Below are 22,146 nucleotides of genomic sequence, written 5' to 3' on the forward strand. Positions count from 1 at the left end.
AACTGACCAATAATATTCGTGACACAACAAGATCAAAAACCCTCTCGTTCCTTTGCTGGCATTGCTGGTATTGTTGCCGCAGCAACATTAATTAGTAAAGTATTTGGTTTAATTAGACAACAAATAATTGCGGCAGCTTTTGGTGTAGGTGCGGCTGCTACTGCTTATAGTTATGCCTATATTATCCCTGGTTTTCTGTTAATCTTACTTGGTGGTGTCAATGGACCTTTACATAGTGCCATTGTTAGTGTTTTAGCCAAACACAAAAAAGAAGAAGCTGCACCGATAGTAGAAACAGTAACAACTCTTGTTGGTGGGTTGTTGATTGTGGTGACATTTATTCAAATTTTTTGTGCTGAATATATTATTGATATAGTTGGTTATGGCTTAGAAGCAACTACAAGAGCGATCGCTATCCGCCAAATTCAAATCATGGCCCCTTTAGCCTTATTTGCTGGCTTAATTGGCATTGGTTTTGGAACTTTAAATGCAGCTAATCAATATTGGTTATTATCCATTAGTCCTTTACTATCAAGTATTACTGTTATCATTGGTATTGCTATTTTAGTAGGGCAATATGGCAAAGAAATTATTAATCCTGAATATGCTTTAATTGGTGGCATGGTATTAGCTTGGGGAACATTAGCAGGAGGGATTCTGCAATGGTTAGTCCAGTTAATTGTCCAATGGCGCTTAGGATTGGGGACATTACGGCTGAGATTTAATTTTAAAGCTCCTGGTGTCCAAGAAGTAATTAAAATCATGACTCCAGCGACAATATCATCAGGAATGATGCCGATTAATGTCGCTACTGACCTTTATTTTGCTAGTCCTATTGCTGGTGCAGCCGCAGGTTTTAACTATGCTAATCTTTTAGTGCAAACTCCCTTGGGGATTATTTCTAATATTATTTTACTGCCTTTATTACCGATATTTGCCAAACTTTCTCACCCAGATAATTGGGAAGAGTTAAAATTACGCATTCGTCAAGGACTTTTATTAACTGCTGTTACCATGCTACCTTTAGGGGCTTTAATGGTATCTTTATCTGTGCCAATTGTCCAGATAGTTTATCAACGAGGAGCTTTTAAACAAGAAGCAACTGAATTAGTATCTTCTCTATTAATTGCCTATGGAATTGGAATGTTTGTCTATTTAGGACGTGATGTTTTAGTCAGAGTATTTTACGCTTTAGGTGATGGACAAACACCTTTTAAAATTAGCATATTTAATATTCTTCTCAATGCTGGATTAGATTTTTTACTGGTTAAACCTTTTGGAGCGCCTGGTTTAGTTTTAGCCACAGTGGGAGTTAATTGTAGTTCAATATTGATGTTGTTATTTTTGCTGAATCGTAAACTTAATGGTTTACCTTGGCAAGAATGGTGTTTACCAATTTTGGGTTTAACAGTTGGTAGTGTGATGGCTGGTGCAGCTAGTTTTGGGACTTTACTTGTTTCTCAGCAAATGTTAGGTAAACAGGGTTTAATTAATTTACTAATCGAATTATCTATATCTGCTTTAGTGGGAATTGGGGTATTTGCGATCATTGCTTCTAGAATGAATATCCCAGAAGTGAATACTTTTGTGATGAAGATGCAGCAAAAGTTTTTGAAGAAATAAATTAAAGCCGAGATTTTCTACCGGAACATCTCTATTTCTTGATAAAATCTTTAAAAATGGTGGGTTATGCGATCGCTAATCCCCTTTACAATTATTGGGTAATTTATTTTTGGGGAATCCTGACAGCATCTATCGGAAAAGTAAATTTCGGGCTAAACTAATCACTTAGCAGTGCTTTGCAAATTTTGATATCGCTATTCAATTTTACAAAAGGTTATGGACAAAAGTCCACCAGATGGCAGTAGTATCCTCCTCTAAGCTGGCGAGACAGTCTCCCAGCGCGGGGGAGACTTTAGGAGATTTTAATTATGCTTACACAGGAAGTTCGTAATTCCTTGGATATTGCTGATTTAAATCAGCTTAAATTTGACTTAAATTGTTTACAGCCAGTGGATGTGGGGGAGTACGTCACCCAATTACCTGAAAAACAAAGAGCGATCGCTTTTCGATTACTCAACAAAGATCAAGCCATAGATGTCTTTGAATATTTACCCACAGAAATACAGGAAGAACTAATCAATTCCCTCCATGATGCCCAAGTAGTCCACCTTGTTGAAGAAATGAGTCCCGATGAACGGGCAGAATTATTTGATGAATTACCAGCAGGAGTAGTCAAACGGTTATTACAACAACTCAGCCCCGAACAAAGACAAGCTACCTCCACGATTCTCGGCTATCCAGAAGGGACTGCGGGACGGGTAATGACGACGGAATATGTCCGCTTGCGACGAGGATTAACTGTTGGTGAAGCCCTCAGTAAAATCCGCTTGCAAGATGAAGATAAGGAAACAATTTACTATGCTTATGTCACGGATGATAATCGGACTTTAGTGAGTGTTGTTTCTTTGCGTCAACTTTTATTTACCTTTCCCGATGTCTTAATTGAAGATATTGCCAGTTCCCACGTTGTCAAAGTGAGAACAGAAACCTCACAGGAAGAAGTCGCTCGCGTGATGCAGCGTTATGACTTAATCGCCATGCCTGTAGTTGACAGGGAAGATCGATTAGTCGGTATTATTACGATTGATGATGTCGTTGATATTTTAGAAGAAGAAGCCACAGAAGATATCCAAAAATTGGCGGGGGTAAGTGGTGACGAAGAAGCTTTATCTCCCCCACATATCACAATTCGGAAACGGTTGCCTTGGTTATTGGGGATTATGGGATTGTATATTGGTGCTGCCAGTGCGATCGCTCCCTTTCAACAAGTCATTGCGGCTGTACCAGTTCTAGCTGTGATCATGCCGATATTTTCTAATACAGGTGGAACTGTTGGTATACAAGCCCTCACAGTCACCATTCGCGGCTTAGGTGTCGGAGAAGTCACACCCGAAGATACTTCAAAAATCCTCCGCAAAGAACTTTTGGCAGGTTTAGGAACTGCTGTAGCTTTAGGGATAACGATGATTGCCCTTTCCCTGATTTGGGCTAAACCCCAAGAAAGATGGGTAGCTTTAATTGCTGGGGCGGTTATGGCCACAAATACAATGGTGGCTGTTACACTAGGAACTTTGTTACCAATGGGTTTAAAGCATCTCAAACTAGATCCAGCTTTAATGAGTGGTCCGTTAGTAACAACTCTCCTCGATACCATTGGCTTTTTAACTTTCCTGAGTATGATCTCTATTGCTTTAAAAGTCTTTAATTTACCTACTTGAAAGTTGGGTAATTGGTAATTGGTAATTGGTAATTGGTAATTGGTAATTGGTAATAATGAATTGTTCGTGATTACTGATTAACAATTACCTCAATAATCTCAAATCTCAAATCTTAATGCCTACTACTACCTGGAATCGTCATCACATTCTCTCTCTAGCTGACTTCACAACGGCTGAATATAACGCCGTTTTACAAACAGCGGCTTCATTTCAAGAGGTATTATCACGCAGGACGAAAAAAGTCCCTACATTACAAGGACAAGTTGTAGCAAATTTATTTTTTGAATCTTCTACCCGTACCCGCAGTAGTTTTGAAATTGCGGCTAAACGATTAAGTGCAGATACATTGAATTTTGCAGCAGCGACATCTTCTATGACAAAGGGAGAAACAATTTTAGATACGGCAAAAACCTATTTGGCCATGGGAACTGATATAATGGTAATCCGCCATAAAGATGCAGGAGTTCCTCAAGCGATCGCTCACGAAATGGATCGTTTAGGTGTAAAAGTTAGTGTCCTCAATGCTGGTGATGGCCAACATGAACATCCTTCTCAAGGATTACTGGATTTATTTACGATTTGTACATTAATTGATCCCGCACAACCTAAAATAGAATTATTAGCAGGTAAAAAAATTGCCATTGTTGGTGATATTTTACATTCTCGCGTCGCCCGTTCTAATATTTGGAGTCTCACCGCTAGTGGCGCAGAAGTCCATCTAGCCGCACCTCCCACATTATTACCTAAATTCTTTGCTGAATATTTAGGATGCACAGAAAATTCACAAAGATTATTTACTCATTGGCAATTAGAACCAGCTTTAAAAGATGCTGATTTTGTCATGACATTGCGTTTACAAAAAGAACGAATGTCAGCCCATTTATTACCCAGTTTACGGGAATATCATCAACTATTTGGCATTACTCGCAGTAAATTAAAACTCTGTAAACCTAATGTCAAAGTTTTACATCCTGGACCGGTTAATCGCGGTGTAGAAATTAGTTCTGATTTAATGGATGATCCCGAATTTAGCTTAATTCAATCGCAGGTTACTAGCGGTGTAGCTGTCAGAATGGCGTTATTGTATTTTATCGGCAGCGGTAAAGCTTAAGGGATTTCTAAAAAATAAATTCCCGAAGAAACGTTAGCGTAGCGTGCGTGAAACGCATACCACAGAGGCGCAGAGGACAGGTCGGAATGAGAGTTTGAGAGATTTTTAATTGGAGGTTTCTAATCTGTTAATTGGGAAAAATATGTACTTTATTATCTGCTATGGACAATTCTACTGGTGTCCCTACTGCTAAAGCTTGATTAGCCATAATGCGAGCATGAATCTCTTTTCCAGAAGGGGTTTTTAAACAGTATTGATATTCACGTCCTAAAAAGCGTCGGGTACTAATCACAACAGGTGCATTTGTAGCTGGGTTTAAAATTAAATCTTCTTGGCGAATCATGATTTCGCCAGTATCGTATTTATGATCAGTGGGGATGCTAAAATTACCAAATTCAGTTTCCCATAAATTACCTTGACGACGAGCCGGCAGAAAGTTAGCTTGAGTCACAAATTCAGCTACAAATCGGGATGCTGGATGGGTATAAATTTCTTCCGGTGTACCTAATTGTTCTAAATTTCCTTGCTGCATAACTCCAACTATATCTGATATAGCTAGTGCTTCTTCTTGATCATGGGTAACAAAAATAGCTGAAGTCCCTGCTAATTTGAGAATATCTCGGATTTCTTCCCGCAATCTTAATCTAACTTGAATATCCAGATTGCTTAATGGTTCATCTAAAAGCATAATCTGGGGTTTAGGCGCTAAAGCCCTAGCTAATGCAACTCGCTGCTGTTGTCCCCCCGAAAGTTCATAGGGGTAGCGTTTTTCTAAACCTTGGAGTCTGACTAATTCTATAACTTCAGCTACGCGCTTTTGTTTTTGTTCTTTACCAAATTGTTGTAAGCCAAAAGCGACATTTTCTGAAACATTGAGATGGGGAAATAGGGCATAATCTTGAAAAACAACGCCGATATCGCGCTGTTCCGGCGGTATGCTAGTTGAGGTATTACTTACTACCTGTCCGGCTATTTGGATTGTTCCCGCTTGTAATCGTTCAAAGCCAGCAATTAACCGCAAAAGTGTAGTTTTACCACAACCAGATGGACCCAGCAATGCCAAGATATCTCCTTGTGGCAATGTTAAAGATACATTATTTACCGCTGGAGAAACACTTTGGGAAAATTGCTTGGTGACATTCTGTAATTGGAGGATTGGTTGTTGCATGGCTCAATTATATCAATTCAAAAAACAGGGAATAGGGAACAATTCAAAATAGGGCGTTGCTGAAATTAAAACTTGGTTTGGAGTTCTCGTTTAGGATTGACTTTTTCTTTTTTGATATTCTCTTGAGATAACACCAATAAAGTTGCACCTATAGAGACTAATAGCATAACTAATGAACCAGCCGCTGCATCAGCAAAGTCTACATTCTCTGTAGCTTGCCAAATTTGCACAGCTAAAGTATTAAAACCTATTGGTGCTAATAGCATAGTTGCAGGGAGTTCTTTAATAGCTGTCAAAAATACCAAAACTGCACCACTGAGTATACCCGGTTGTACTAAAGGTAGGGTGACATCTTTTAAACTTTGCCAAGCTGTTCTCCCTAAACTTCGGGCTGATTCTTCTAGTTGGGGATTTACTTGTAATAGGGATGTACGGACTGTTCCCACTGTTTGCGGTAAAAATAATACCAAATAGGCAAACACTAGCATTGGTAAGGTTTGGTATAAAAATGGCACATAGTTAGCCCCAAAAAATACCAAAGATAAGGCGACAACGATTCCCGGTACACCAAATCCCAAGTAAGAACAGCGTTCAATCATGGCTGTAATTTTACTGGGAAAGCGGACAGATAAAATCGCCATGGGAAGGGCAAAAATAATGGTAGCTAAAGCCGCTAATGCAGCAGCGGAAACTGAGTTAAGGGCAGCAGGTATTAAGTTAGGAAAGTTGTAGCCTGTGTTTAATCCCCTGCTTAACCAAAATAAGGTAATAGCCACTGGTAACACCAAGCCTAAACTAGTAATGAGTAGACAAAATGCAAAGGCTGGCCATTTCCAAATACCTAATTTGCTAATTTTTGGTGGACGGAGGGAAGCTGAACCACGACTATAATATGCTGCGCGCGATCGCACTCGATACTCTAACCATAAAATCAATAACACCAATATCACCAACATTAATGATAAAGCCGCTGCTGAATTTCGGTTAAAACTTGCTTTGTATTGCAGAAAAATTACCCGCGTAAAGGTATCAAACCGCATCAAGGAAGGTGTACCAAAGTCACGCAAGGCATACAAGGCTACCAACAATCCCCCCGCAATCAGGGATGGTCTCAATTGGGGTAAAACAACTTTAAAGAAGGTTTGCCGCTTGCTATAGCCCAAACTCTGGGCAGCTTCTTCTAAGGAAGGATCGATACCTTGGAGTCCAGAACGGACACTTAATAGCAGATATGGATAGGTAAACAAAGTAATACCTAAAACTGCGCCCGGAAAACCATAAATGGAAGGTAATTCTTCTACCCCCAAAGGTGCTAGTAACAACTGCAAAAAGCTACCCCTGGGCGCTAAAGTGGCAATTAACGCAAAACTACCCACATAGCTAGGAACTGCTAGGGGTAATGTTGTGACTATTAACCAAAATCTGCGGGCTGGTAAGTCTGTCCGCACAGTTAAAAATGCTAATGGCACAGCAATAAGCGCAGAAAATACGGTTACTGTTGCGGCCATTGCTGCACTGTTCCAAAAAACTGAGATATTCCGAGGACGAGAGATTAATTTCCATAACTCTTCCCCACCAATACCTATGGTACGGATGACTAAATAAACTAACGGTAGAGCAATGGCTACTGCCACTACTCCAGCCGCTAATGTCAAAAATAATGGAGGGCGAACCGATTTCAATTTCTACAAAACTCCTGCTTCCTGTAATAATTCTAATGTTCCTGGCAAATCATTCAAGTTCGTTAGGTTGAGATTTGGGCGATTAATCTGGCTCAGTGGTACTTGGTTGGCTGGACCTGGTACACCTTTAACTAAGGGATACTCATTAGTACCTTTGGCAAAGTATGTTTGTGAACTTGGTTTGAGTAGGTAACTGATAAATCTTGCTGCGTCAGATTTTTGCTTGCTAGAGTCCAAAATTGCTACTCCGGCAATGTTAATCATTGAACCTGCATCTTTTTTGGTGTAGTGAGCAGCTACAGGAACGTTAGGATTAGCCTTTTTGAAGTTAGCTAGGTAGTAGTTGTTTACCAAACCAATGTGAGCTTCTCCCCGACCTAGTGCTTCGACAATTGCTGTATTGTTGCGGTAATCTTTGACTCCGTTGGCTTTCATGGCTTTGAGCCATTGCAGAGTTCTGGGTTCTCCCTCTAGTACCCGCATCCCTGTGACAAATGATTGAAATGAGCCATTAGTTGGGGCCCATGCTACTTTACCACGCCATTGTGGTCGGGTTAAGTCCCAAATAGAATTTGGTAGTTGGTTCTTTTTTACGAGATTGGTGTTGTAGTTAAATACACGGGCGCGTCCAGAAATACCTAGCCAATGTCCTTTGGGTGAGCGAAAACGAGCATCTACTTGGTTGAGTAAGTTGGGGGGAATGGTTTGGGTGCGCTTCTGTCTTTCTAGTGTACCTAAAGCACCAGCATCTTGAGCAAAGAATATATCTGCACGGCTATTTTTGCCTTCTTCCAGAATAGCGATCGCTAACTCTGCTGTATCACCATAACGCACTTGAATATTCAACTTTAAATCTTTTTCTGCCTGTTCCAGCAATGGCTTAATCAGTTTCTCCCCTCTACCAGAATAGATAGTTATGGTTTTTGTTTGCGCGTTTACACTTAATCCTATGCCCGCACTGACCATCAAAGCTAAACCTGCTGCCGATGCTTTCATCAATGTTGAACTTTTCAATTCTAGCCTCCAATTCGTTTAACAGGAAATTTAAGCAATAATCTCACAGTCTTAATCAATACCATAAATCTGTACAATGAATCAAGAAGTATTCTCATAAATTTTAGATTTCCTTCCCGTTCTAAATAAGAAACTATCTTGTCAGCAAGATCAACTTTCCTCTACGCAAGCAAGAACACAAGGAATTTAGACACTAATTATGAGCGTAGTAGAGCCTGCAATCCACAGCATGATGATTTTTTTATTTTTTGGTATTGATAAATACTGTTAATTAAGTCTTACTATTTACTTGACAATATTTTTTATTAAATCTGGTATATGCTGGAAACACAATAGCTCACAGATGAAAAATATTATCATATAGTTCCTGCTGAGGGGTATCGAAATGTTCTACAGTTAATAATGTTGGGTTTCTTTTTTGCTTTTTGAAATAAGTTGACTTATCGTCTCCCCTTTTTACTGAACTAATCGAAAACTTTTGCTACTCACTAGAGCGCAAATCCAGCTATAATCTATTTTTATCTGATACCTGCGCTGGAGATTTACCGATGATAACTCTATCTAGTCTTAATGAAGTAGCAAACTATTTAGAAGAGCATGAAAACTCAAAACGAATTAAAAAGTTGATATTCTGTGCTTGTAAAAATATTTGGGAGAATGATCAAGATACACTCGATAGATTTGAATTAACAAAATTAATTCGGGAATTATGTAATTTAAATCCAACTATTGATAACTTAAATTCCACATTATCTAATGTTGTCAACACTCTTAATAAACCAGGTGAATACGCTCTAGTTGCAAATCTAATTGTTAATGAAATTCAAAAACTATATTTAAACTCTGAAGAAGCTACAGGAATATTATCTCCATCTGATCAAGAAGAAGCAACGGGATTATTATTAAATCAACCTATTCAAAAAAAATCTATCATTTCTGAACCAGAAAAAATATCAGCAAATTATATAAAACCGTCACAATATAATTATTTTGATTTACGACAAAATCTTATGAAATATACTAATCCATTAAGGGCTAAAATAGTTATATTTTCTGCACTTGATCATAAATTTACTTTTAATCAGGAAGATTGGTTTAAACTAAGAACAGAAGAACTTGATAGTTTATTGCAAAGATTATCTGTTTCTTGTCCAACTATCTCAGAACTTGAATCTAAACTAAATACTGCTGTTAAATCTTTAGGAAAGATAGATGAAAATATTCAAGCTGCTGGGGCGATAATTCAATGTATGCGAAGTTTATATAGTAAGATATCAGTTAGCACCAACCCATATCAACTATTAAATAATAATTCATCTCCAGAAACTAGACCCTTAGTTAATACTAATAATCCCATACTATTTACTGAAGTTGATGATTATATTTATGAAGATGATGACCACGAGGCTAGTACCTGTCAATTTATAGTTCCTCCTATAGAGAATATGAAAAACCAGCAATAAAAACAAATTTTAATCATTATTAATTTTTATAAAATTCAATAAAAAATGTGGCGCTTACAAGGAGAAAAATATGAATGCTAAGGATCTGCTCAAACGATATGCAAATGGAGAAATCCAATTTAGTGAAGTAAATTTAAATGGAGTAAATTTATTTGGTGCAGATTTGATTGGTATTATCTTAAATAAGGCAGAATTAAGTAACGCCATTCTTATTTTTAGTTATCTAAATAGGGCTATTCTCACTCAAACAAATCTAATTTCTACAAATCTCAGTGGTGCAAATCTTAATCAAGCGCGGTTAATGAGTGCTAACTTGCATGATGCCGATTTACATGGTGCAACTTTGCAGAGTGCTGATTTGCGGAATGCTAACTTAACTTTAGCTGATCTTTTAGATGCTAACTTAATGGGTGCTGATTTGCGTGGTGCTGATTTAAGTGGCGCTAATTTAACAGGTGCTTGCCTCCGAGGCGCTAATTTGCGAGAAGAAAAAAGAGCTTATAGTAGTGCTATTCTTCGGGGTGCTAACCTGCATAAAGCTGACTTGCGGGGCGCTAATTTAACCGGTGCAGACTTAGCTAAGGTTGATTTGAGTGGTGCTAATTTAAGTGAGGCTATGCTACGTGGTGCGGATTTGAGTGGTGCTGATTTGAGTGCAGCGATTTTACAAGGTGCGTTTCTCACCGACGCTAATCTAGAGGGCGCTAATTTGCAAAGTGCTAACCTCATGAATGCAAAATTAGAACGAGCAAATCTCAGTGAAGCTGAACTGACAAGGGTAAATTTATCTGGAGCAATTATGCCCGGTGCTATACTGACTAAAACCAAGATGAGTTTAGCAAATCTCAGTTTTGCGAGGTTGAGTAAAGTTGATTTCAGTCGGGCTAACCTGCGTCAGGCTAATTTAACTGAAGCAGATTTAGTAGATGCTTATCTAGCGAGAACAGACTTAACTGGTGCTAATTTAAGTAAGGCAAATTTGATGAGAGCCGAAATGAGTAGTACAAATCTGATGGGCGCAAATTTGCATGAAGCGATTATGCCAGATGGTACAATTAGTTAGGAGTGGCTGAGTGAAAGTTTGAATTTGTTTCACGCAGAGGCGCAAAGAGTAAGAGTTTGAGAAATAGAATTTTTAAAGTTTATATACTAAACACGGTTAGGACTTGGACTTTTCTAAAATTGGGAAAACTCTCCTAGATGTGTAGGGGTAATTCATGAATTACCCCTACCTATAGAATCAAATGATTAAGCCGTTTTGAGTATATCTAAATTCAGCAACGCCATTAGTTAGCACCACACAATCCAAATCTTCACAATTTATAACGTCCCGCCCCCCAAATATAACCAAAATGCTACAATTCCATTCATGCTAGGGGTGCTTGAGAAACCAAGCTGAGATCAAACCCTTAACACCTGAGTCTGGGTAATACCAGCGGAGGGAAGCTGTATATTTGAGGAATTTCATAATGCGTACAGAATGGGTAGCCAAGCGACGTGGACAAAAAAACGTATCGCAAATGCACTACGCCCGTCAGGGTGTGATCACTGAAGAAATGCAATACGTAGCCAAGCGGGAAAACCTGCCGGCTGAACTGATTCGCGCCGAAGTGGCACGGGGACGGATGATTATCCCTGCGAATATTAATCACACTAACTTAGAACCGATGGCGATCGGTATCGCTTCTAAGTGCAAAGTTAACGCCAATATCGGCGCTTCTCCTAACTCTTCCAACCTGCAAGAAGAAGTTGATAAACTCAACTTGGCGGTAAAATACGGTGCTGATACCGTGATGGATTTGTCCACAGGTGGCGGTAATTTAGATGAAATTCGTACCGCAATTATCAACGCTTCACCTGTTCCCATTGGGACTGTTCCAGTTTACCAAGCTTTAGAAAGCGTTCACGGCACTATCGAAAATCTCACCGCTGACGACTTTCTCCACATCATCGAAAAGCACGCCCAGCAAGGGGTAGACTATCAAACCATCCACGCGGGAATTTTGATTGAACATTTACCTTTAGTCAGAAACCGGATTACAGGTATTGTTTCTCGTGGTGGCGGAATTTTGGCGCGGTGGATGTTGCATCACCACAAACAAAACCCCCTGTATACCCACTACAACGACATCATTGAGATTTTCAAAAGATATGATGTTTCCTTCAGTTTAGGCGACTCCCTGCGTCCAGGATGTACCCATGATGCGTCCGATGAAGCCCAGTTAGCAGAACTGAAAACCCTGGGAAATCTCACCCGCAAAGCCTGGGAACATGATGTCCAAGTGATGGTGGAAGGACCCGGCCACGTACCTATGGATCAAATTGAGTTCAATGTCCGCAAGCAAATGGAAGAGTGTTCGGAAGCACCTTTCTATGTTCTCGGTCCTTTGGTAACAGATATTGCTCCTGGTTACGACCATATTACCTCAGCGATTGGGGCTGCAATGGCGGGTTGGTATGGTACTGCAATGTTATGTTATGTGACACCTAAAGAACATTTAGGTTTACCTAATGCTGAAGATGTGCGTAATGGCTTAATTGCGTATAAAATTGCGGCTCATGCGGCGGATATTGCTAGACATCGCCCTGGTGCTAGAGATAGAGATGATGAACTTTCAGCGGCTCGCTATAATTTCGACTGGAATCGTCAATTTGAGTTATCTTTGGACCCAGAAAGAGCGAAGGAATATCACGATGAAACTTTACCAGCAGATATCTATAAAACCGCTGAGTTCTGTTCTATGTGTGGACCTAAGTTCTGTCCTATGCAGACTAAGGTTGATGCTGATGCTTTGACTGAGTTGGAGAAGTTTTTGGCGAAAGAACCTGTAGCGCAAAGCTAAGATAATTCTCGTTAAACATCGTTACTGGGTTAAACCTGGTAACGATATTAATCGTTTAACTGTGCTTGAATCAAAATCTCTAAATATTAACATTATTTTAGATAATTTGTTAGAGCAATAGCCATTTTTTACCAAATGCAGAAACACTATTTTATACAAAACACCACGTTAAATTTCTAATGTATGTCTGAGTGCTGCATCTACTAAAGACATTTCTGAGCAAAAACCAATAACTTTATCAATTTCTGTATCTAAAACAGTTGCTAAATTGTCTGTCATAATCACAGAATCAGTAATTAATCCCGTTTGTTTTCCTTCTGGTGTTGCTATATTCACAAATACTCGGCTAGGGTGTCCAGCACGAGAAATATTACTGGTAATCATAGCTATAATAGTTTGGGATAAACCAGTACCAATATTGTGAGATTGAACAACTAAAGCAGGACGACGTTTAGCAGTTTTTAAGTTTGAGTCTGGGAACAAAACCAGCACTACTGAACCGCGATTATAAGGCATCGTAAACTTCCATCTCTGGTTGATCCCAATCTTGTGCAAAACATTGTAATCTAGCTCTTAAATTTGCGGCTTGTTCTTCATTAATTCCGCGAGATGACAAATTTATAGAAGCATTTGCATCAAGAAAGGTAACAATTACTCGTGCTGTATTTATGCCTGTTGGCGTTTCAGTTAACTCAATTTTCCCGTCTTTGTAAATGCCTTCGATTGATTGTAACATTAGTTTAATTTTTAGAGTATAAACTACTATTAAAAGTATAATTACTACAGTAACATACTTATTATATAACATTTTTCATGTTTAGTGTGATTTTTTGTATAATCAAATGACTCGACAATCTCATGATCAATTCGCCAAAGAATATCTAGAGGAATTATTAACGCCTCTAGGAACAATTAAAAAAAGCGAAAAAGTTAAAAGTGAAGTTCAAGAAATTGATGTTTGGTTTGAACCATTTCCTTCTCAAAATCAGGAAAATCTACCTTTAGGTTTATTAGGGAAGATGGCAAAAACTCAATATTTATTTGAGCCTTTTCGCAACCCACCATCAGAAATAGAAATTCGCAGTTGTTTACTTAAATTATATGCTGTTCATGGTGATGTAGTCAGGAAAGCGAAACGGGAAAACAGAAATATTGCTGAATCAGAATTACCGATTTTATGGATTTTAACACCAACTTTTTCATCTCGGATGATTACCGGATTAGGTGCAGTTGAAATTGCCGAAGATTGGGTTCAAGGTGTTTATTTTCTGCCGAATATCCTGAAAACAGCAATAGTTGTGATTCATCAATTACCAGAAAATGAAGATACGTTATGGTTGAGAGTTTTGGGTAAAGGAGGAACGCAGAAAAGAGCAGTGGAGGAGTTAACTGAGTTACCTGAAAATAACCCTTTCCGAGAAAATTTGTTAGAAATTTTAGCGGACTGGCGCAAGAATTTAGAATTGAGAGATAATTTAAGTAAGGAACAAGAGGAAGTAATTATGAACTTATCACCAGCTTATTTACAACAAATAGAAGAATGGAAGCAAGAAGGACAACTTTATTTGATAACTTCTCTTCTGGAAGGGCGTTTTGGTAGTTTGGATGCTGAGTTATCTGGTTTGGTGGAAAAGATTGCTAACATTCCTATTTCTGAACGCACTCAGTTACTTCTTTCTTTGGGTAATTTATCCCGTGAGGAGTTGTTGCAAAGATTGAGTAGTGAGGAAGGTTAGGGTAATATATTTTTTGGCAGTTTGAGGAGATTTCCCAAACTGCTGATTTTTGTTTGATGCTGATGTGTTGACGGAGTTAAAGAATTGTGTTATGGGGAATTAGTTGTATGACATTTGATCTTGCCCTATTCAGTTCAAAATTGAAAAAATACAGAGCGCAATTTGAAAATTCACTTGATGAAATTTCAGTGTCAACTGGTATTTCAATACAATCTTTAACTGCTCTTGAAAATGGAGAGAAAAAACCGACAGGCGACGAAGTTTTGATATTAGCAGATTACTATAAATGTGATTACCAGTTCTTTATATCAAATGAAAAACTAGCACCTTTTGAGCAAACTGAAATTTTATTTAGAAAGCATGGTGATGAGTTTTCAAAAGAAGACCGTTGGGCTGTTCAAGAGTTTCTTTTTCTCTGCGAGTGTGAAGATTTTTTATTAAGTCTAATTCCCAGAAAAGACTACAAACCATTTAGCTTTACCACAGTAGGAAATTACTTCAAGGGTCATGGGGAAGAAGCAGCAAAAAAACTCCGACAGCATTTAGGATATTCTTGGAATCAAGTAAATAGTAATATTTATGATGATTTTCGCCGTTTAGGATTTCATATTTTCCGCCGTGAATTAGGCAATTCAAATATCTCTGGTTTATATATTAAACATCCTGTAGCTGGTAAGTGTGTGCTAGTTAATTACAGTGAAGATGTTTATAGACAAAGATTTACGGCAGCACATGAATCTGCTCATGCAATTTTAGACGAAGAAGAAGATTTTGTTCTTTCCCTTGTGTCAGACAAAAAAAATTTTGTTGAAGTCAGAGCAAATACATTTGCATCTCGTTATCTGATGCCTCCAGAGTTCCTCAGCAATATTCCAGATTCTAGAAGTTGGAATCCTGATAAGGCTATTGAGTGGGCAAGTAAATTAAAGGTTAGCACAGAAGCCTTAGCTTATGCCTTAAAGAGTGCTAATTTGATATCTGATGAAACACAAGTAAAATCAGTTAAAGTACCATCATATATGAAAGTTGATCCAGAACTACCCGAAGATTTATCAACAGGATCTAGACAGCGTAAAGAGGAATTACTAAAAAGAGGCCTATCAACTTTTTACGTAGGACTATGCTTTGATGCTTATTATCAAAATTTCATATCAGCAGGTAGATTAGCAGAAATGCTTTTAGTTGATAATTCTGAATTACAAAACCTTGCAAATATTTACGGACAAACTTTAACATATGGCGATTAATCCATCTGAATTTCACAAACTAAATGTTGTTGATTCATGTGCTATTGATAATATTTTTTCATCTTCACTTCTTTACGTAGCTGCTCAATCAGCAGGATGCCATTTCTGTTGTACTAGCTTCGTATATTATGAGTGTTTGGATAAACCGAGAACAACGTATACACCGGAAAGTATTGAACTACAAAATATTATCCGAAAAGCAATTGAAGAAGGAAAAATCAAAAACTATAATTTAGATATTGAAGATCTACAAGAAGTCTCAATTCTTCAAAAGCGTAAAAATTTAGGAAAGGGAGAATTAACCTCTATTGCATTTGCTAAGAAAACTCATCAAGCTTTTTTGACAGATGAAATAAAAGCTAGAAATCTTGCTGTGGAAGTTATACCTCCTAAGCTTGTGCAAACTACACCCCACTTGCTTGGCTGGTTAGTCTTTATAAGTTTTTTGAGTGATACTGATTTAGAACCAATTATTAATGATCATAAAAAATATAAGCGTCCTTTAGCACAATACTTTACTGAAATGTATTATAGAGCTTTAGATTACAGGTCAAAAACGTATTTAAATATAGAAAAAGAAAATGATACTAAATAAGTAACCTGAAAAATTAGTTTTTGTGCGATCGCTTGTAGGATGATTTTGGGAATGCGATCGCTTGTAGTAAGATTTTGAGGAGAGCGATTGCTTGTGATGTGATTTTAGAGAAGTGCGATCGCTGTAGTGTGATTTTGGGAGTGCGATCGCTCGTAGGGTGATTTTGGAGAGTGCGATCGCTTTTAGATAAAATAGAATAAGGTAATTCTGACTCTGATACCCCTTAAAAAAATTGAGCAGTAAAATATGACACTAACCGAGTTACTCCCGTCAATTCGACAACTTTCAGCACCAGAAAAGCTCAAATTAATTCGCATCCTTGCAGAAGATTTGGACACCGCTGAAGATATTTCTCCATTAGAACCCTTCAAAACATATCACCTACCAACGCCTTATAATAACTTCGGGGCTGGGGAAATTCTCATGGAAGCACTAAATCAATCAGTTTCAGTTTCTAATGATTAAATTTTATGCGGTTTAAGTATTCAACAAGCCACCCCAGCCAAAACGAATTTGATAGTTTACCAAGAGTTCCATTAGTTTTACGTCGAGGAGATCAAATAGTAGAAGGACTTGGTTTAGTAGATAGTGGTGCGACTATCAATGTTTTACCTTATGAAATGGGGCTTCAATTAGGTGGGGTGTGGGATGAGAGTAAAGCCATTATCCAATTAGCAGGTAATCTCAGTCAAGCAGCCATGCCATTTTTCGCAAATGCTGAAATAGGTGAATTTCCCTCAGTTAGATTGGCTTTTGCATGGGTGAGTAAACCAAATGCGCCTTTAATTTTGGGACAAACTAACTTTTTTATGGAATTTGATGTTTCTTTCTATCGTTCCCAACTTGAATTTGAGATTAAACCTAAGTCTTAGGAAAATAACCTCTATCCCTAAATGTTTAAATTAGTACCATGATTTCAACAGTCGGAACTTCACAATTAACAGCAGAAACAATTGCCAATTACTTTATTTGGCAAGCTAGAGAAACAGGCTCATATATCAGCAACTTGAAACTGCAAAAACTTGTTTATTATGCTCAAGCTTGGTATTTAGCTATTTATGATCAACCTTTATTTGATGATGATTTTGAAGCATGGATTCATGGTTCAGTAATTCCTAAATTATATGAACAATATAAACAATTTGCATGGATGCCAATTTTAAAAGAAGTTGAAAAACCAAATTTTTCTAATGAAATTAATGAGTTTTTAGAACAAGTAACAGAAATTTATTTTGGTTGTGATACTTTTGAGTTAGAGCAAATGATCCATCGAGAAGATCCTTGGATTAATGCTAGAGGTAATCTACCTATGGATGCCCCCTGTAATGCAATTATTAGTAAAGAGTCAATGAGGGAGTATTACAAGAAACGTGCCGCAGAAAAAGAATAAAATTAAAAAACTGAATATTAACCAAATTTCATCACTAGGAATAAACCCTACAAAAATTGAAACTGCGAAAGGAATTAGTTTCTCTTACACTTATTTTCAATATGATAATGATAAATTTTCGATTAAGGATAAAGATGCTAAATATTTACAAACTTTGCTTCAGAGATTGCGGGATTTATCAAGTATGACAGTCAACGAAATGACAGTAAAAAATGCCAAAAATTTGCGCTGTCATCCAATAAACTGGAAAGATACCACTGAAACTGGTTTTGGTCTTTTGAATGAAGAACAGTTAGTAGATACACCATATCAGTTTCAACTTTCATCCAACGAATATGGTAGAGTTCATGGTTTTTTTATTGAAAATGTGTTTTATATTGTTTGGTTAGATCCAAATCACAAACTTTATTCTTAAATAAATTAACAATGACTACTTCAGATATGGGAAAATTCTGATTCATACCAATATTATAATAGTAATAAATGAAAGTGATGGGAGTTATAGATCAACAAATCAGTCAACAAAAATTATCACCTTTAACAAAAGGATTTCAATTACAATATACCCATCCTTGCGGAAAGATTTATCAAGGTAATTCGTTAGATTGGTTAGCTTCTCTTGATTCAGAAAGCGTTGATCTAGTTTTTGCTGACCCACCTTATAATATTAAAAAAGCTGAATGGGATAATTTTGAGAACCAAGAAAAATATATTGAGTGGTCAATTGAATGGATTAGTCAAGCTTCACGTATTCTCAAGATCACCGGATCTCTTTACATTTGTGGTTTTTCCGAAATATTAGCTGATTTAAAATATCCGGCATCAAAATATTTTAAAAATTGTCGTTGGTTAATTTGGCATTATAAAAACAAAGCTAACTTAGGTAACGATTGGGGAAGATCCCATGAAAGTATCATTCATTTTCGTAAATCAGATCAAGCTAAAATTAATATTGACGATGTGCGAATTACTTATAGCGCACATACATTAAAATATCCTACCCATCCCCAAGCCGAAACAAGTGCTTATGGAAAAGGTAAAACTAAAAAATATAATAACTGGACACCTCACCCAAAAGGTGCAAAGCCTAAAGACGTGATAGAGATTCCTACTACTTGTAATGGAATGGGTGAAACAACACCTCATCCAACTCAAAAACCAGAAGAATTATTACGAAAATTTGTGCTTGCATCGTCTCAGGAAGGAGATTTAATTATTGATCCATTTTCAGGATCAGGAACAACTCTTGTGGTTGCAGAACAACTTAATCGTCGCTGGATGGGATGTGATCTCAATATTGATTATAATTCTTGGGCAATTAAAAGATTAGAAAATGTCCGTCCCATGACAAAGGCCGAATGGATCATCTTTGATCGAAAAAATTCAGAACGGAGGGAGTCTATTCGATAAAACTAGAGTATTTGATAAAGATTACATTTGTTGGGTAACAAGAGCGTCAACCCAACCTACAAATCAAGACTTTTTTTGATTTGGACAAGGTATTGATATAGCAATCCTATTTTATTTGTAAATATTGCAAGAATCGGGGATCTTGTTGTTCATAACTAATTTAGGAAGAACTAAACTTGGTCAGCAGATATAGAAAAACGTCATAACTACGTTATTTTATAAAATATTTACTGACGAAGATTAATTTTTATAGGAATTTGCCTACTTGCTCTGGAAGTAAATTAGGATGGATTCAAGAATACTCAACTAATTGGTGTAATTACTGCAAGGATAGCCACTAATGAGAGAACCAAGTAAAAATTTCAAATCTCTATTTACTCAAGAAACTCCAGTAGAAGTAGAAGAAATGGGGTTAACCTGGCTAGTAATAGCAGGTGTAGTTACTGCAATTATGTGGCAAATACCCATAGGTAATTATATTTTATACCCATTTTCTATACTAGCAACCTGGTTTCATGAAATGGGTCATGGTTTGATGGCCTTGATGTTAGGGGGAAATTTCCAAAGATTAGAAATTTTCGGGAACGGTTCTGGTGTAGCTCATTATTCTTTAAGTAGAACATGGGGATACTTGGGTATCGGTTTAGTCGCGGCTGCGGGTCCAATGGGTCCACCTCTTGCTGGTGCAAGCTTGATTCTTGCTTCTCGTAGTTTGAAGACAGCTTCTTTGAGTTTGAAGATTTTAGGTGGGTTTTTATTGCTATCTACATTAATTTGGGTGCGTTCTTTGTTTGGTTTTGTGGCCATTCCCCTGTTAGGTTTAATGGTATTAGCAATTGCGTTCAAAACACCTCTTTGGGTACAAGGATTTGCGATTAAATTTTTAGGTGTGCAAGCTTGTGTAAGTACCTATCATCAACTTGATTATTTATTTAGCTATACCGCAGGACCACTAGGACTATCAGATACAGGACAAATGCAGCGATATTTGTTTTTACCTTATTGGTTTTGGGGATTCTTAATGGCGATCGCCTCCCTCATTATCTTAGTCCAAAGTCTCCGCGTTGCCTATTCCACAAAGCAGCAATAAAATATCACCTATGTTAAATATTCCCAAAAACCTCCTTAATTTAACCCAAACCCCCCACAGCGGCTATCATTGGGACGGTAGCAGTCGTCGCTTCTTTGAAGGTTGGTATTACCGCGTCACACTGCCCGAAATTGGTCAAACTATCGCCTTCATGTACTCCATCGAAGATCCAAGCGGTAATCAACCCTACAGCGGTGGTGCAGCCCAAATCCTGGGCATAAATGATGAATACCTCTGTCGCACCTTTCCTGATGTCCACAAATTTTGGGCAAGTAGGGATAACTTAGCATTAGGACATTGGGGAAAAACTAACTTACAAGTATCTCCCCTGTATCTCCTCCCCAATGAATTTTCCCACCATATTCAAGAAGGTTATCAAGCTACAGCCACCTTAAATCAAGGTATAATTACTGATCCTGCTACTGGTAATTATTGCCGTTGGGAGTACGAAATTCAACCCGTATACGCATGGGGAAATCAAAATAGCCTCCAGCAATCAACCGCAGGTTGGCTATCATTTTCGCAGATATTTGAACCCGGTTGGCAAATTTTAATGGCTCACGGTTTAGCCAGTGGTTGGATAGATTGGCATGGTAAAATTTATGAGTTTACAAACGCCCCAGCATACTCAGAAAAAAATTGGGGTGGTGCATTTCCGCAAAAATGGTTTTGGCTAAATTGCAATTCTTTTATTAATCAACCCGACTTAGCTTTAACAGCCGGCGGTGGCAGACGTGGTGTATTATGGTGGATGGAATCCGTCGCGATGATTGGTATCCACCACCAAGGCAAATTTTATGAATTTGTTCCGTGGAACTCAGAAGTAAAATGGCAAATTCAGCCTTGGGGGTAGATGGCAAATGCAAGCCAAAAACCTAAATTATGAAGTTGAACTGACAGGAACTACTCATTTACCAGGAACACCACTCCGCGCACCAACAACCGATGGTTTAACTTTTTGTTGTCGAGATACAATGCAAGGGGAACTAAATTTAGAATTACGAGAAATTAATGGTGGTAAATCTCAAGTTATCCTCAATGCAAGTAGTAATCTTTGCGGTTTAGAAATCGGTGGTGATAATTGGGATAATTACTGGCAGTCTCACTAAAAATACTGCTATGATAATATTTGGTTCATCTTTGGGGTTGTAGCTCAGTTGGATAGAGCGAGCGCCTCCTAAGCGCTAGGCCGTGCGTTCGATCCGCACCGATCCCGTTTATACCCATAATTTAGTAGGGGCGAAGCATTCGGGCGACCAATTATCAGTTTTTTCCCAAGTTTATTTTCCGAATGCTTCGCCCTTACACCGAATGCTGATGCTTCCAGTCCCATCAGAGATACGCCCGTATAAGAGACAAGAAGAAGGAGTTAGTTATTAAACGTTGTCAATTATCAATTGTCAATTGTCAATTAATTTGACTACAACCATTCAATGATTTTGGCATTTTCTGGTAACTGCGCCTCTCTTTGTCCCTGCGATCGCGCTTTCGCAGTGAATAAACCAATGGGAGTATTTAATAAATCTATCAATTTAGCTTTACCAATAATATTTTTAATAGTTTCTCTTGGTACTTCTTTCAAGAACCAACGCAGTAGACAATAAGCGTATTCTTTGGTGTTCATTTCCTTCATTAACTCAACACCATGTAATTCATGTAAATAACGGTTAGAACGTCCATAACGTCGCCATTGACTGGCTAATTCTTTCATGGAGATGCGGTGACGGTGTTGAACAATAGCGTTGGGAGCAAATTCTAATTTACCAAGGTTAGCTTTAAGAATTCGCCAGCAAATATCTGCATCTCCCCCTGTGGTAAGATAGGGACGAAATAAACCTGAAGTATGGAAAATGTGACGACGAATTGCTAAATTTGCGGTTTGTCCATAGGGACAAAATTTATGAGCAAGGGTATGTTTTTGAGATAATGTTTCTTGTTTATCTGCAAATTTTTCTAATAAACTTGTACCTGGTAGAGCTACAATTTCACCAGCAACAATGACTACTTCGGAATTTATAAAAGGTTGAATTAATGTCTTTAACCATTGGGGTTGGGGACGACAATCAGCATCAGTAAAAGCAATGATTTCACCTTTAGCAGCTTTAATACCTGTGTT

The 22,146-nt window shown here is 37.9% G+C and carries 21 protein-coding genes, 1 tRNA gene, 1 pseudogene and 1 riboswitch; of the genes and pseudogenes, 17 read left to right on the forward strand and 6 right to left on the reverse strand.

From position 1 onward, the window contains the following. Nucleotides 1-18: 18 nt before the first annotated feature. The 3 genes from murJ to FJR38_RS20350 all read left to right on the forward strand — a co-directional run bounded on the left by murJ (nucleotide 19) and on the right by FJR38_RS20350 (nucleotide 4,392). On the forward strand, nucleotides 19-1,623 hold the full coding sequence (gene murJ, locus FJR38_RS20340; RefSeq protein ID WP_168492034.1) for a murein biosynthesis integral membrane protein MurJ: 1,605 nt from the start codon (nucleotides 19-21) through the stop codon (nucleotides 1,621-1,623). A gap of 308 nt (nucleotides 1,624-1,931) precedes the next feature. Beyond that, nucleotides 1,932-3,281: a magnesium transporter gene (gene mgtE, locus FJR38_RS20345; protein WP_168492032.1), complete on the forward strand. Its 1,350-nt coding sequence runs from the start codon at nucleotides 1,932-1,934 to the stop codon at nucleotides 3,279-3,281. A 115-nt stretch (nucleotides 3,282-3,396) separates the two neighbouring features. Next, the gene (locus FJR38_RS20350) at nucleotides 3,397-4,392 is read left to right on the forward strand and encodes an aspartate carbamoyltransferase catalytic subunit (RefSeq protein WP_168539067.1); all 996 of its coding nucleotides are present in this window, start codon (nucleotides 3,397-3,399) and stop codon (nucleotides 4,390-4,392) included. 127 nt (nucleotides 4,393-4,519) lie between these two features. Here FJR38_RS20350 and FJR38_RS20355 read toward each other — a convergent pair whose 3' ends face one another. From FJR38_RS20355 to FJR38_RS20365, 3 genes are all read right to left on the reverse strand, one after another. Next, a complete protein-coding gene (locus FJR38_RS20355; protein ID WP_168539069.1) occupies nucleotides 4,520-5,560 on the reverse strand; it encodes an ABC transporter ATP-binding protein in 1,041 nt (346 codons plus the stop codon). 65 nt (nucleotides 5,561-5,625) lie between these two features. Next, a complete protein-coding gene (locus FJR38_RS20360) occupies nucleotides 5,626-7,242 on the reverse strand; it encodes an iron ABC transporter permease (RefSeq protein ID WP_168539071.1) in 1,617 nt (538 codons plus the stop codon). Nucleotides 7,243-7,245: 3 nt separating this feature from the next. After that, on the reverse strand, nucleotides 7,246-8,238 hold the full coding sequence (locus FJR38_RS20365) for an iron ABC transporter substrate-binding protein (protein WP_168492150.1): 993 nt from the start codon (nucleotides 8,236-8,238) through the stop codon (nucleotides 7,246-7,248). 566 nt (nucleotides 8,239-8,804) lie between these two features. Between FJR38_RS20365 and FJR38_RS20370 the strand changes: the two genes are divergently transcribed. The 3 genes from FJR38_RS20370 (at nucleotide 8,805) to thiC (ending at nucleotide 12,562) form a co-directional block, all read left to right on the forward strand. Beyond that, entirely contained in the window at nucleotides 8,805-9,719 is a 915-nt protein-coding gene (locus tag FJR38_RS20370; RefSeq protein ID WP_168539073.1) for a hypothetical protein, read from the forward strand. A 70-nt stretch (nucleotides 9,720-9,789) separates the two neighbouring features. Beyond that, nucleotides 9,790-10,782, forward strand: a complete 993-nt coding sequence (locus FJR38_RS20375) for a pentapeptide repeat-containing protein (RefSeq protein ID WP_168539075.1) — start codon at nucleotides 9,790-9,792, stop codon at nucleotides 10,780-10,782. A 301-nt stretch (nucleotides 10,783-11,083) separates the two neighbouring features. Further along, a riboswitch (TPP riboswitch) is annotated at nucleotides 11,084-11,180 on the forward strand. Between the two features lie 8 nt (nucleotides 11,181-11,188). After that, a complete protein-coding gene (gene thiC / locus FJR38_RS20380) occupies nucleotides 11,189-12,562 on the forward strand; it encodes a phosphomethylpyrimidine synthase (protein ID WP_168492022.1) in 1,374 nt (457 codons plus the stop codon). A 168-nt stretch (nucleotides 12,563-12,730) separates the two neighbouring features. Here the strand turns inward: thiC and FJR38_RS20385 are convergent, their stop codons facing one another. Then, a complete protein-coding gene (locus FJR38_RS20385; RefSeq protein WP_168492020.1) occupies nucleotides 12,731-13,078 on the reverse strand; it encodes a type II toxin-antitoxin system PemK/MazF family toxin in 348 nt (115 codons plus the stop codon). Further along, the gene (locus tag FJR38_RS20390; protein WP_168492019.1) at nucleotides 13,068-13,298 is read right to left on the reverse strand and encodes a hypothetical protein; all 231 of its coding nucleotides are present in this window, start codon (nucleotides 13,296-13,298) and stop codon (nucleotides 13,068-13,070) included. The genes FJR38_RS20385 and FJR38_RS20390 overlap by 11 nt, the downstream gene beginning before the upstream one ends. A gap of 106 nt (nucleotides 13,299-13,404) precedes the next feature. Here FJR38_RS20390 and FJR38_RS20395 point away from each other — a divergent pair, with 106 nt between their 5' ends. The 11 genes and pseudogenes from FJR38_RS20395 (at nucleotide 13,405) to FJR38_RS20445 (ending at nucleotide 21,246) form a co-directional block, all read left to right on the forward strand. Then, nucleotides 13,405-14,298, forward strand: a complete 894-nt coding sequence (locus tag FJR38_RS20395) for a hypothetical protein (protein WP_168539077.1) — start codon at nucleotides 13,405-13,407, stop codon at nucleotides 14,296-14,298. Nucleotides 14,299-14,405: 107 nt separating this feature from the next. Beyond that, on the forward strand, nucleotides 14,406-15,545 hold the full coding sequence (locus FJR38_RS20400; protein ID WP_168539079.1) for an XRE family transcriptional regulator: 1,140 nt from the start codon (nucleotides 14,406-14,408) through the stop codon (nucleotides 15,543-15,545). Continuing rightward, on the forward strand, nucleotides 15,535-16,140 hold the full coding sequence (locus tag FJR38_RS20405; RefSeq protein WP_174764072.1) for a hypothetical protein: 606 nt from the start codon (nucleotides 15,535-15,537) through the stop codon (nucleotides 16,138-16,140). The genes FJR38_RS20400 and FJR38_RS20405 overlap by 11 nt, the downstream gene beginning before the upstream one ends. Before the next feature lie 246 nt (nucleotides 16,141-16,386). Beyond that, nucleotides 16,387-16,605 (forward strand): hypothetical protein, encoded by a 219-nt coding sequence (locus tag FJR38_RS20410; RefSeq protein ID WP_168539081.1) that lies wholly within the window; start codon nucleotides 16,387-16,389, stop codon nucleotides 16,603-16,605. 5 nt (nucleotides 16,606-16,610) lie between these two features. After that, a complete protein-coding gene (locus tag FJR38_RS20415; protein ID WP_168539083.1) occupies nucleotides 16,611-17,012 on the forward strand; it encodes a hypothetical protein in 402 nt (133 codons plus the stop codon). 38 nt (nucleotides 17,013-17,050) lie between these two features. Continuing rightward, nucleotides 17,051-17,530: a Panacea domain-containing protein gene (locus FJR38_RS20420; protein WP_168539085.1), complete on the forward strand. Its 480-nt coding sequence runs from the start codon at nucleotides 17,051-17,053 to the stop codon at nucleotides 17,528-17,530. Next, entirely contained in the window at nucleotides 17,511-17,945 is a 435-nt protein-coding gene (locus FJR38_RS28680; RefSeq protein WP_371418254.1) for a hypothetical protein, read from the forward strand. The genes FJR38_RS20420 and FJR38_RS28680 overlap by 20 nt, the downstream gene beginning before the upstream one ends. Nucleotides 17,946-18,022: 77 nt before the next feature. After that, nucleotides 18,023-18,940, forward strand: coding sequence for a site-specific DNA-methyltransferase (locus tag FJR38_RS20430; RefSeq protein WP_168539087.1), 918 nt, complete (start codon nucleotides 18,023-18,025; stop codon nucleotides 18,938-18,940). A gap of 340 nt (nucleotides 18,941-19,280) precedes the next feature. Continuing rightward, entirely contained in the window at nucleotides 19,281-20,030 is a 750-nt protein-coding gene (locus tag FJR38_RS20435) for a M50 family metallopeptidase (protein WP_168539089.1), read from the forward strand. Nucleotides 20,031-20,040: 10 nt separating this feature from the next. Then, nucleotides 20,041-21,139, forward strand: a pseudogene (locus FJR38_RS20440) (tocopherol cyclase family protein). A gap of 33 nt (nucleotides 21,140-21,172) precedes the next feature. Next, nucleotides 21,173-21,246: transfer RNA gene (locus FJR38_RS20445), tRNA-Arg, on the forward strand. Between the two features lie 204 nt (nucleotides 21,247-21,450). On the opposite strand, the gene FJR38_RS20450 is transcribed toward FJR38_RS20445, so the two are convergent. Further along, the coding region (locus FJR38_RS20450; RefSeq protein ID WP_168539091.1) for a glycosyltransferase family 2 protein at nucleotides 21,451-22,146 on the reverse strand (696 nt) is incomplete at its 5' end.

This window comes from Anabaena sp. UHCC 0253 (genome assembly GCF_009712085.1).
GTDB lineage: Bacteria > Cyanobacteriota > Cyanobacteriia > Cyanobacteriales > Nostocaceae > Dolichospermum.

What these genes read in the sequence shown, in the direction of transcription:
- FJR38_RS20365 (WP_168492150.1), bottom strand. Translation starts at nt 8,238, where the DNA reads ATGAAAGCATCGGCAGCAGGTTTAGCTTTGATGGTCAGTGCGGGCATA.
- FJR38_RS20410 (WP_168539081.1), top strand. Translation starts at nt 16,387, where the DNA reads ATGACACTAACCGAGTTACTCCCGTCAATTCGACAACTTTCAGCACCA.
- FJR38_RS20420 (WP_168539085.1), top strand. Translation starts at nt 17,051, where the DNA reads ATGATTTCAACAGTCGGAACTTCACAATTAACAGCAGAAACAATTGCC.
- FJR38_RS20405 (WP_174764072.1), top strand. Translation starts at nt 15,535, where the DNA reads ATGGCGATTAATCCATCTGAATTTCACAAACTAAATGTTGTTGATTCA.
- FJR38_RS20400 (WP_168539079.1), top strand. Translation starts at nt 14,406, where the DNA reads ATGACATTTGATCTTGCCCTATTCAGTTCAAAATTGAAAAAATACAGA.
- FJR38_RS20435 (WP_168539089.1), top strand. Translation starts at nt 19,281, where the DNA reads ATGAGAGAACCAAGTAAAAATTTCAAATCTCTATTTACTCAAGAAACT.
- FJR38_RS20355 (WP_168539069.1), bottom strand. Translation starts at nt 5,560, where the DNA reads ATGCAACAACCAATCCTCCAATTACAGAATGTCACCAAGCAATTTTCC.
- thiC (WP_168492022.1), top strand. Translation starts at nt 11,189, where the DNA reads ATGCGTACAGAATGGGTAGCCAAGCGACGTGGACAAAAAAACGTATCG.
- FJR38_RS20385 (WP_168492020.1), bottom strand. Translation starts at nt 13,078, where the DNA reads ATGCCTTATAATCGCGGTTCAGTAGTGCTGGTTTTGTTCCCAGACTCA.
- FJR38_RS20370 (WP_168539073.1), top strand. Translation starts at nt 8,805, where the DNA reads ATGATAACTCTATCTAGTCTTAATGAAGTAGCAAACTATTTAGAAGAG.
- FJR38_RS20395 (WP_168539077.1), top strand. Translation starts at nt 13,405, where the DNA reads ATGACTCGACAATCTCATGATCAATTCGCCAAAGAATATCTAGAGGAA.
- FJR38_RS20375 (WP_168539075.1), top strand. Translation starts at nt 9,790, where the DNA reads ATGAATGCTAAGGATCTGCTCAAACGATATGCAAATGGAGAAATCCAA.
- mgtE (WP_168492032.1), top strand. Translation starts at nt 1,932, where the DNA reads ATGCTTACACAGGAAGTTCGTAATTCCTTGGATATTGCTGATTTAAAT.
- FJR38_RS20350 (WP_168539067.1), top strand. Translation starts at nt 3,397, where the DNA reads ATGCCTACTACTACCTGGAATCGTCATCACATTCTCTCTCTAGCTGAC.
- FJR38_RS20415 (WP_168539083.1), top strand. Translation starts at nt 16,611, where the DNA reads ATGCGGTTTAAGTATTCAACAAGCCACCCCAGCCAAAACGAATTTGAT.
- FJR38_RS20430 (WP_168539087.1), top strand. Translation starts at nt 18,023, where the DNA reads ATGGGAGTTATAGATCAACAAATCAGTCAACAAAAATTATCACCTTTA.
- FJR38_RS20390 (WP_168492019.1), bottom strand. Translation starts at nt 13,298, where the DNA reads ATGTTACAATCAATCGAAGGCATTTACAAAGACGGGAAAATTGAGTTA.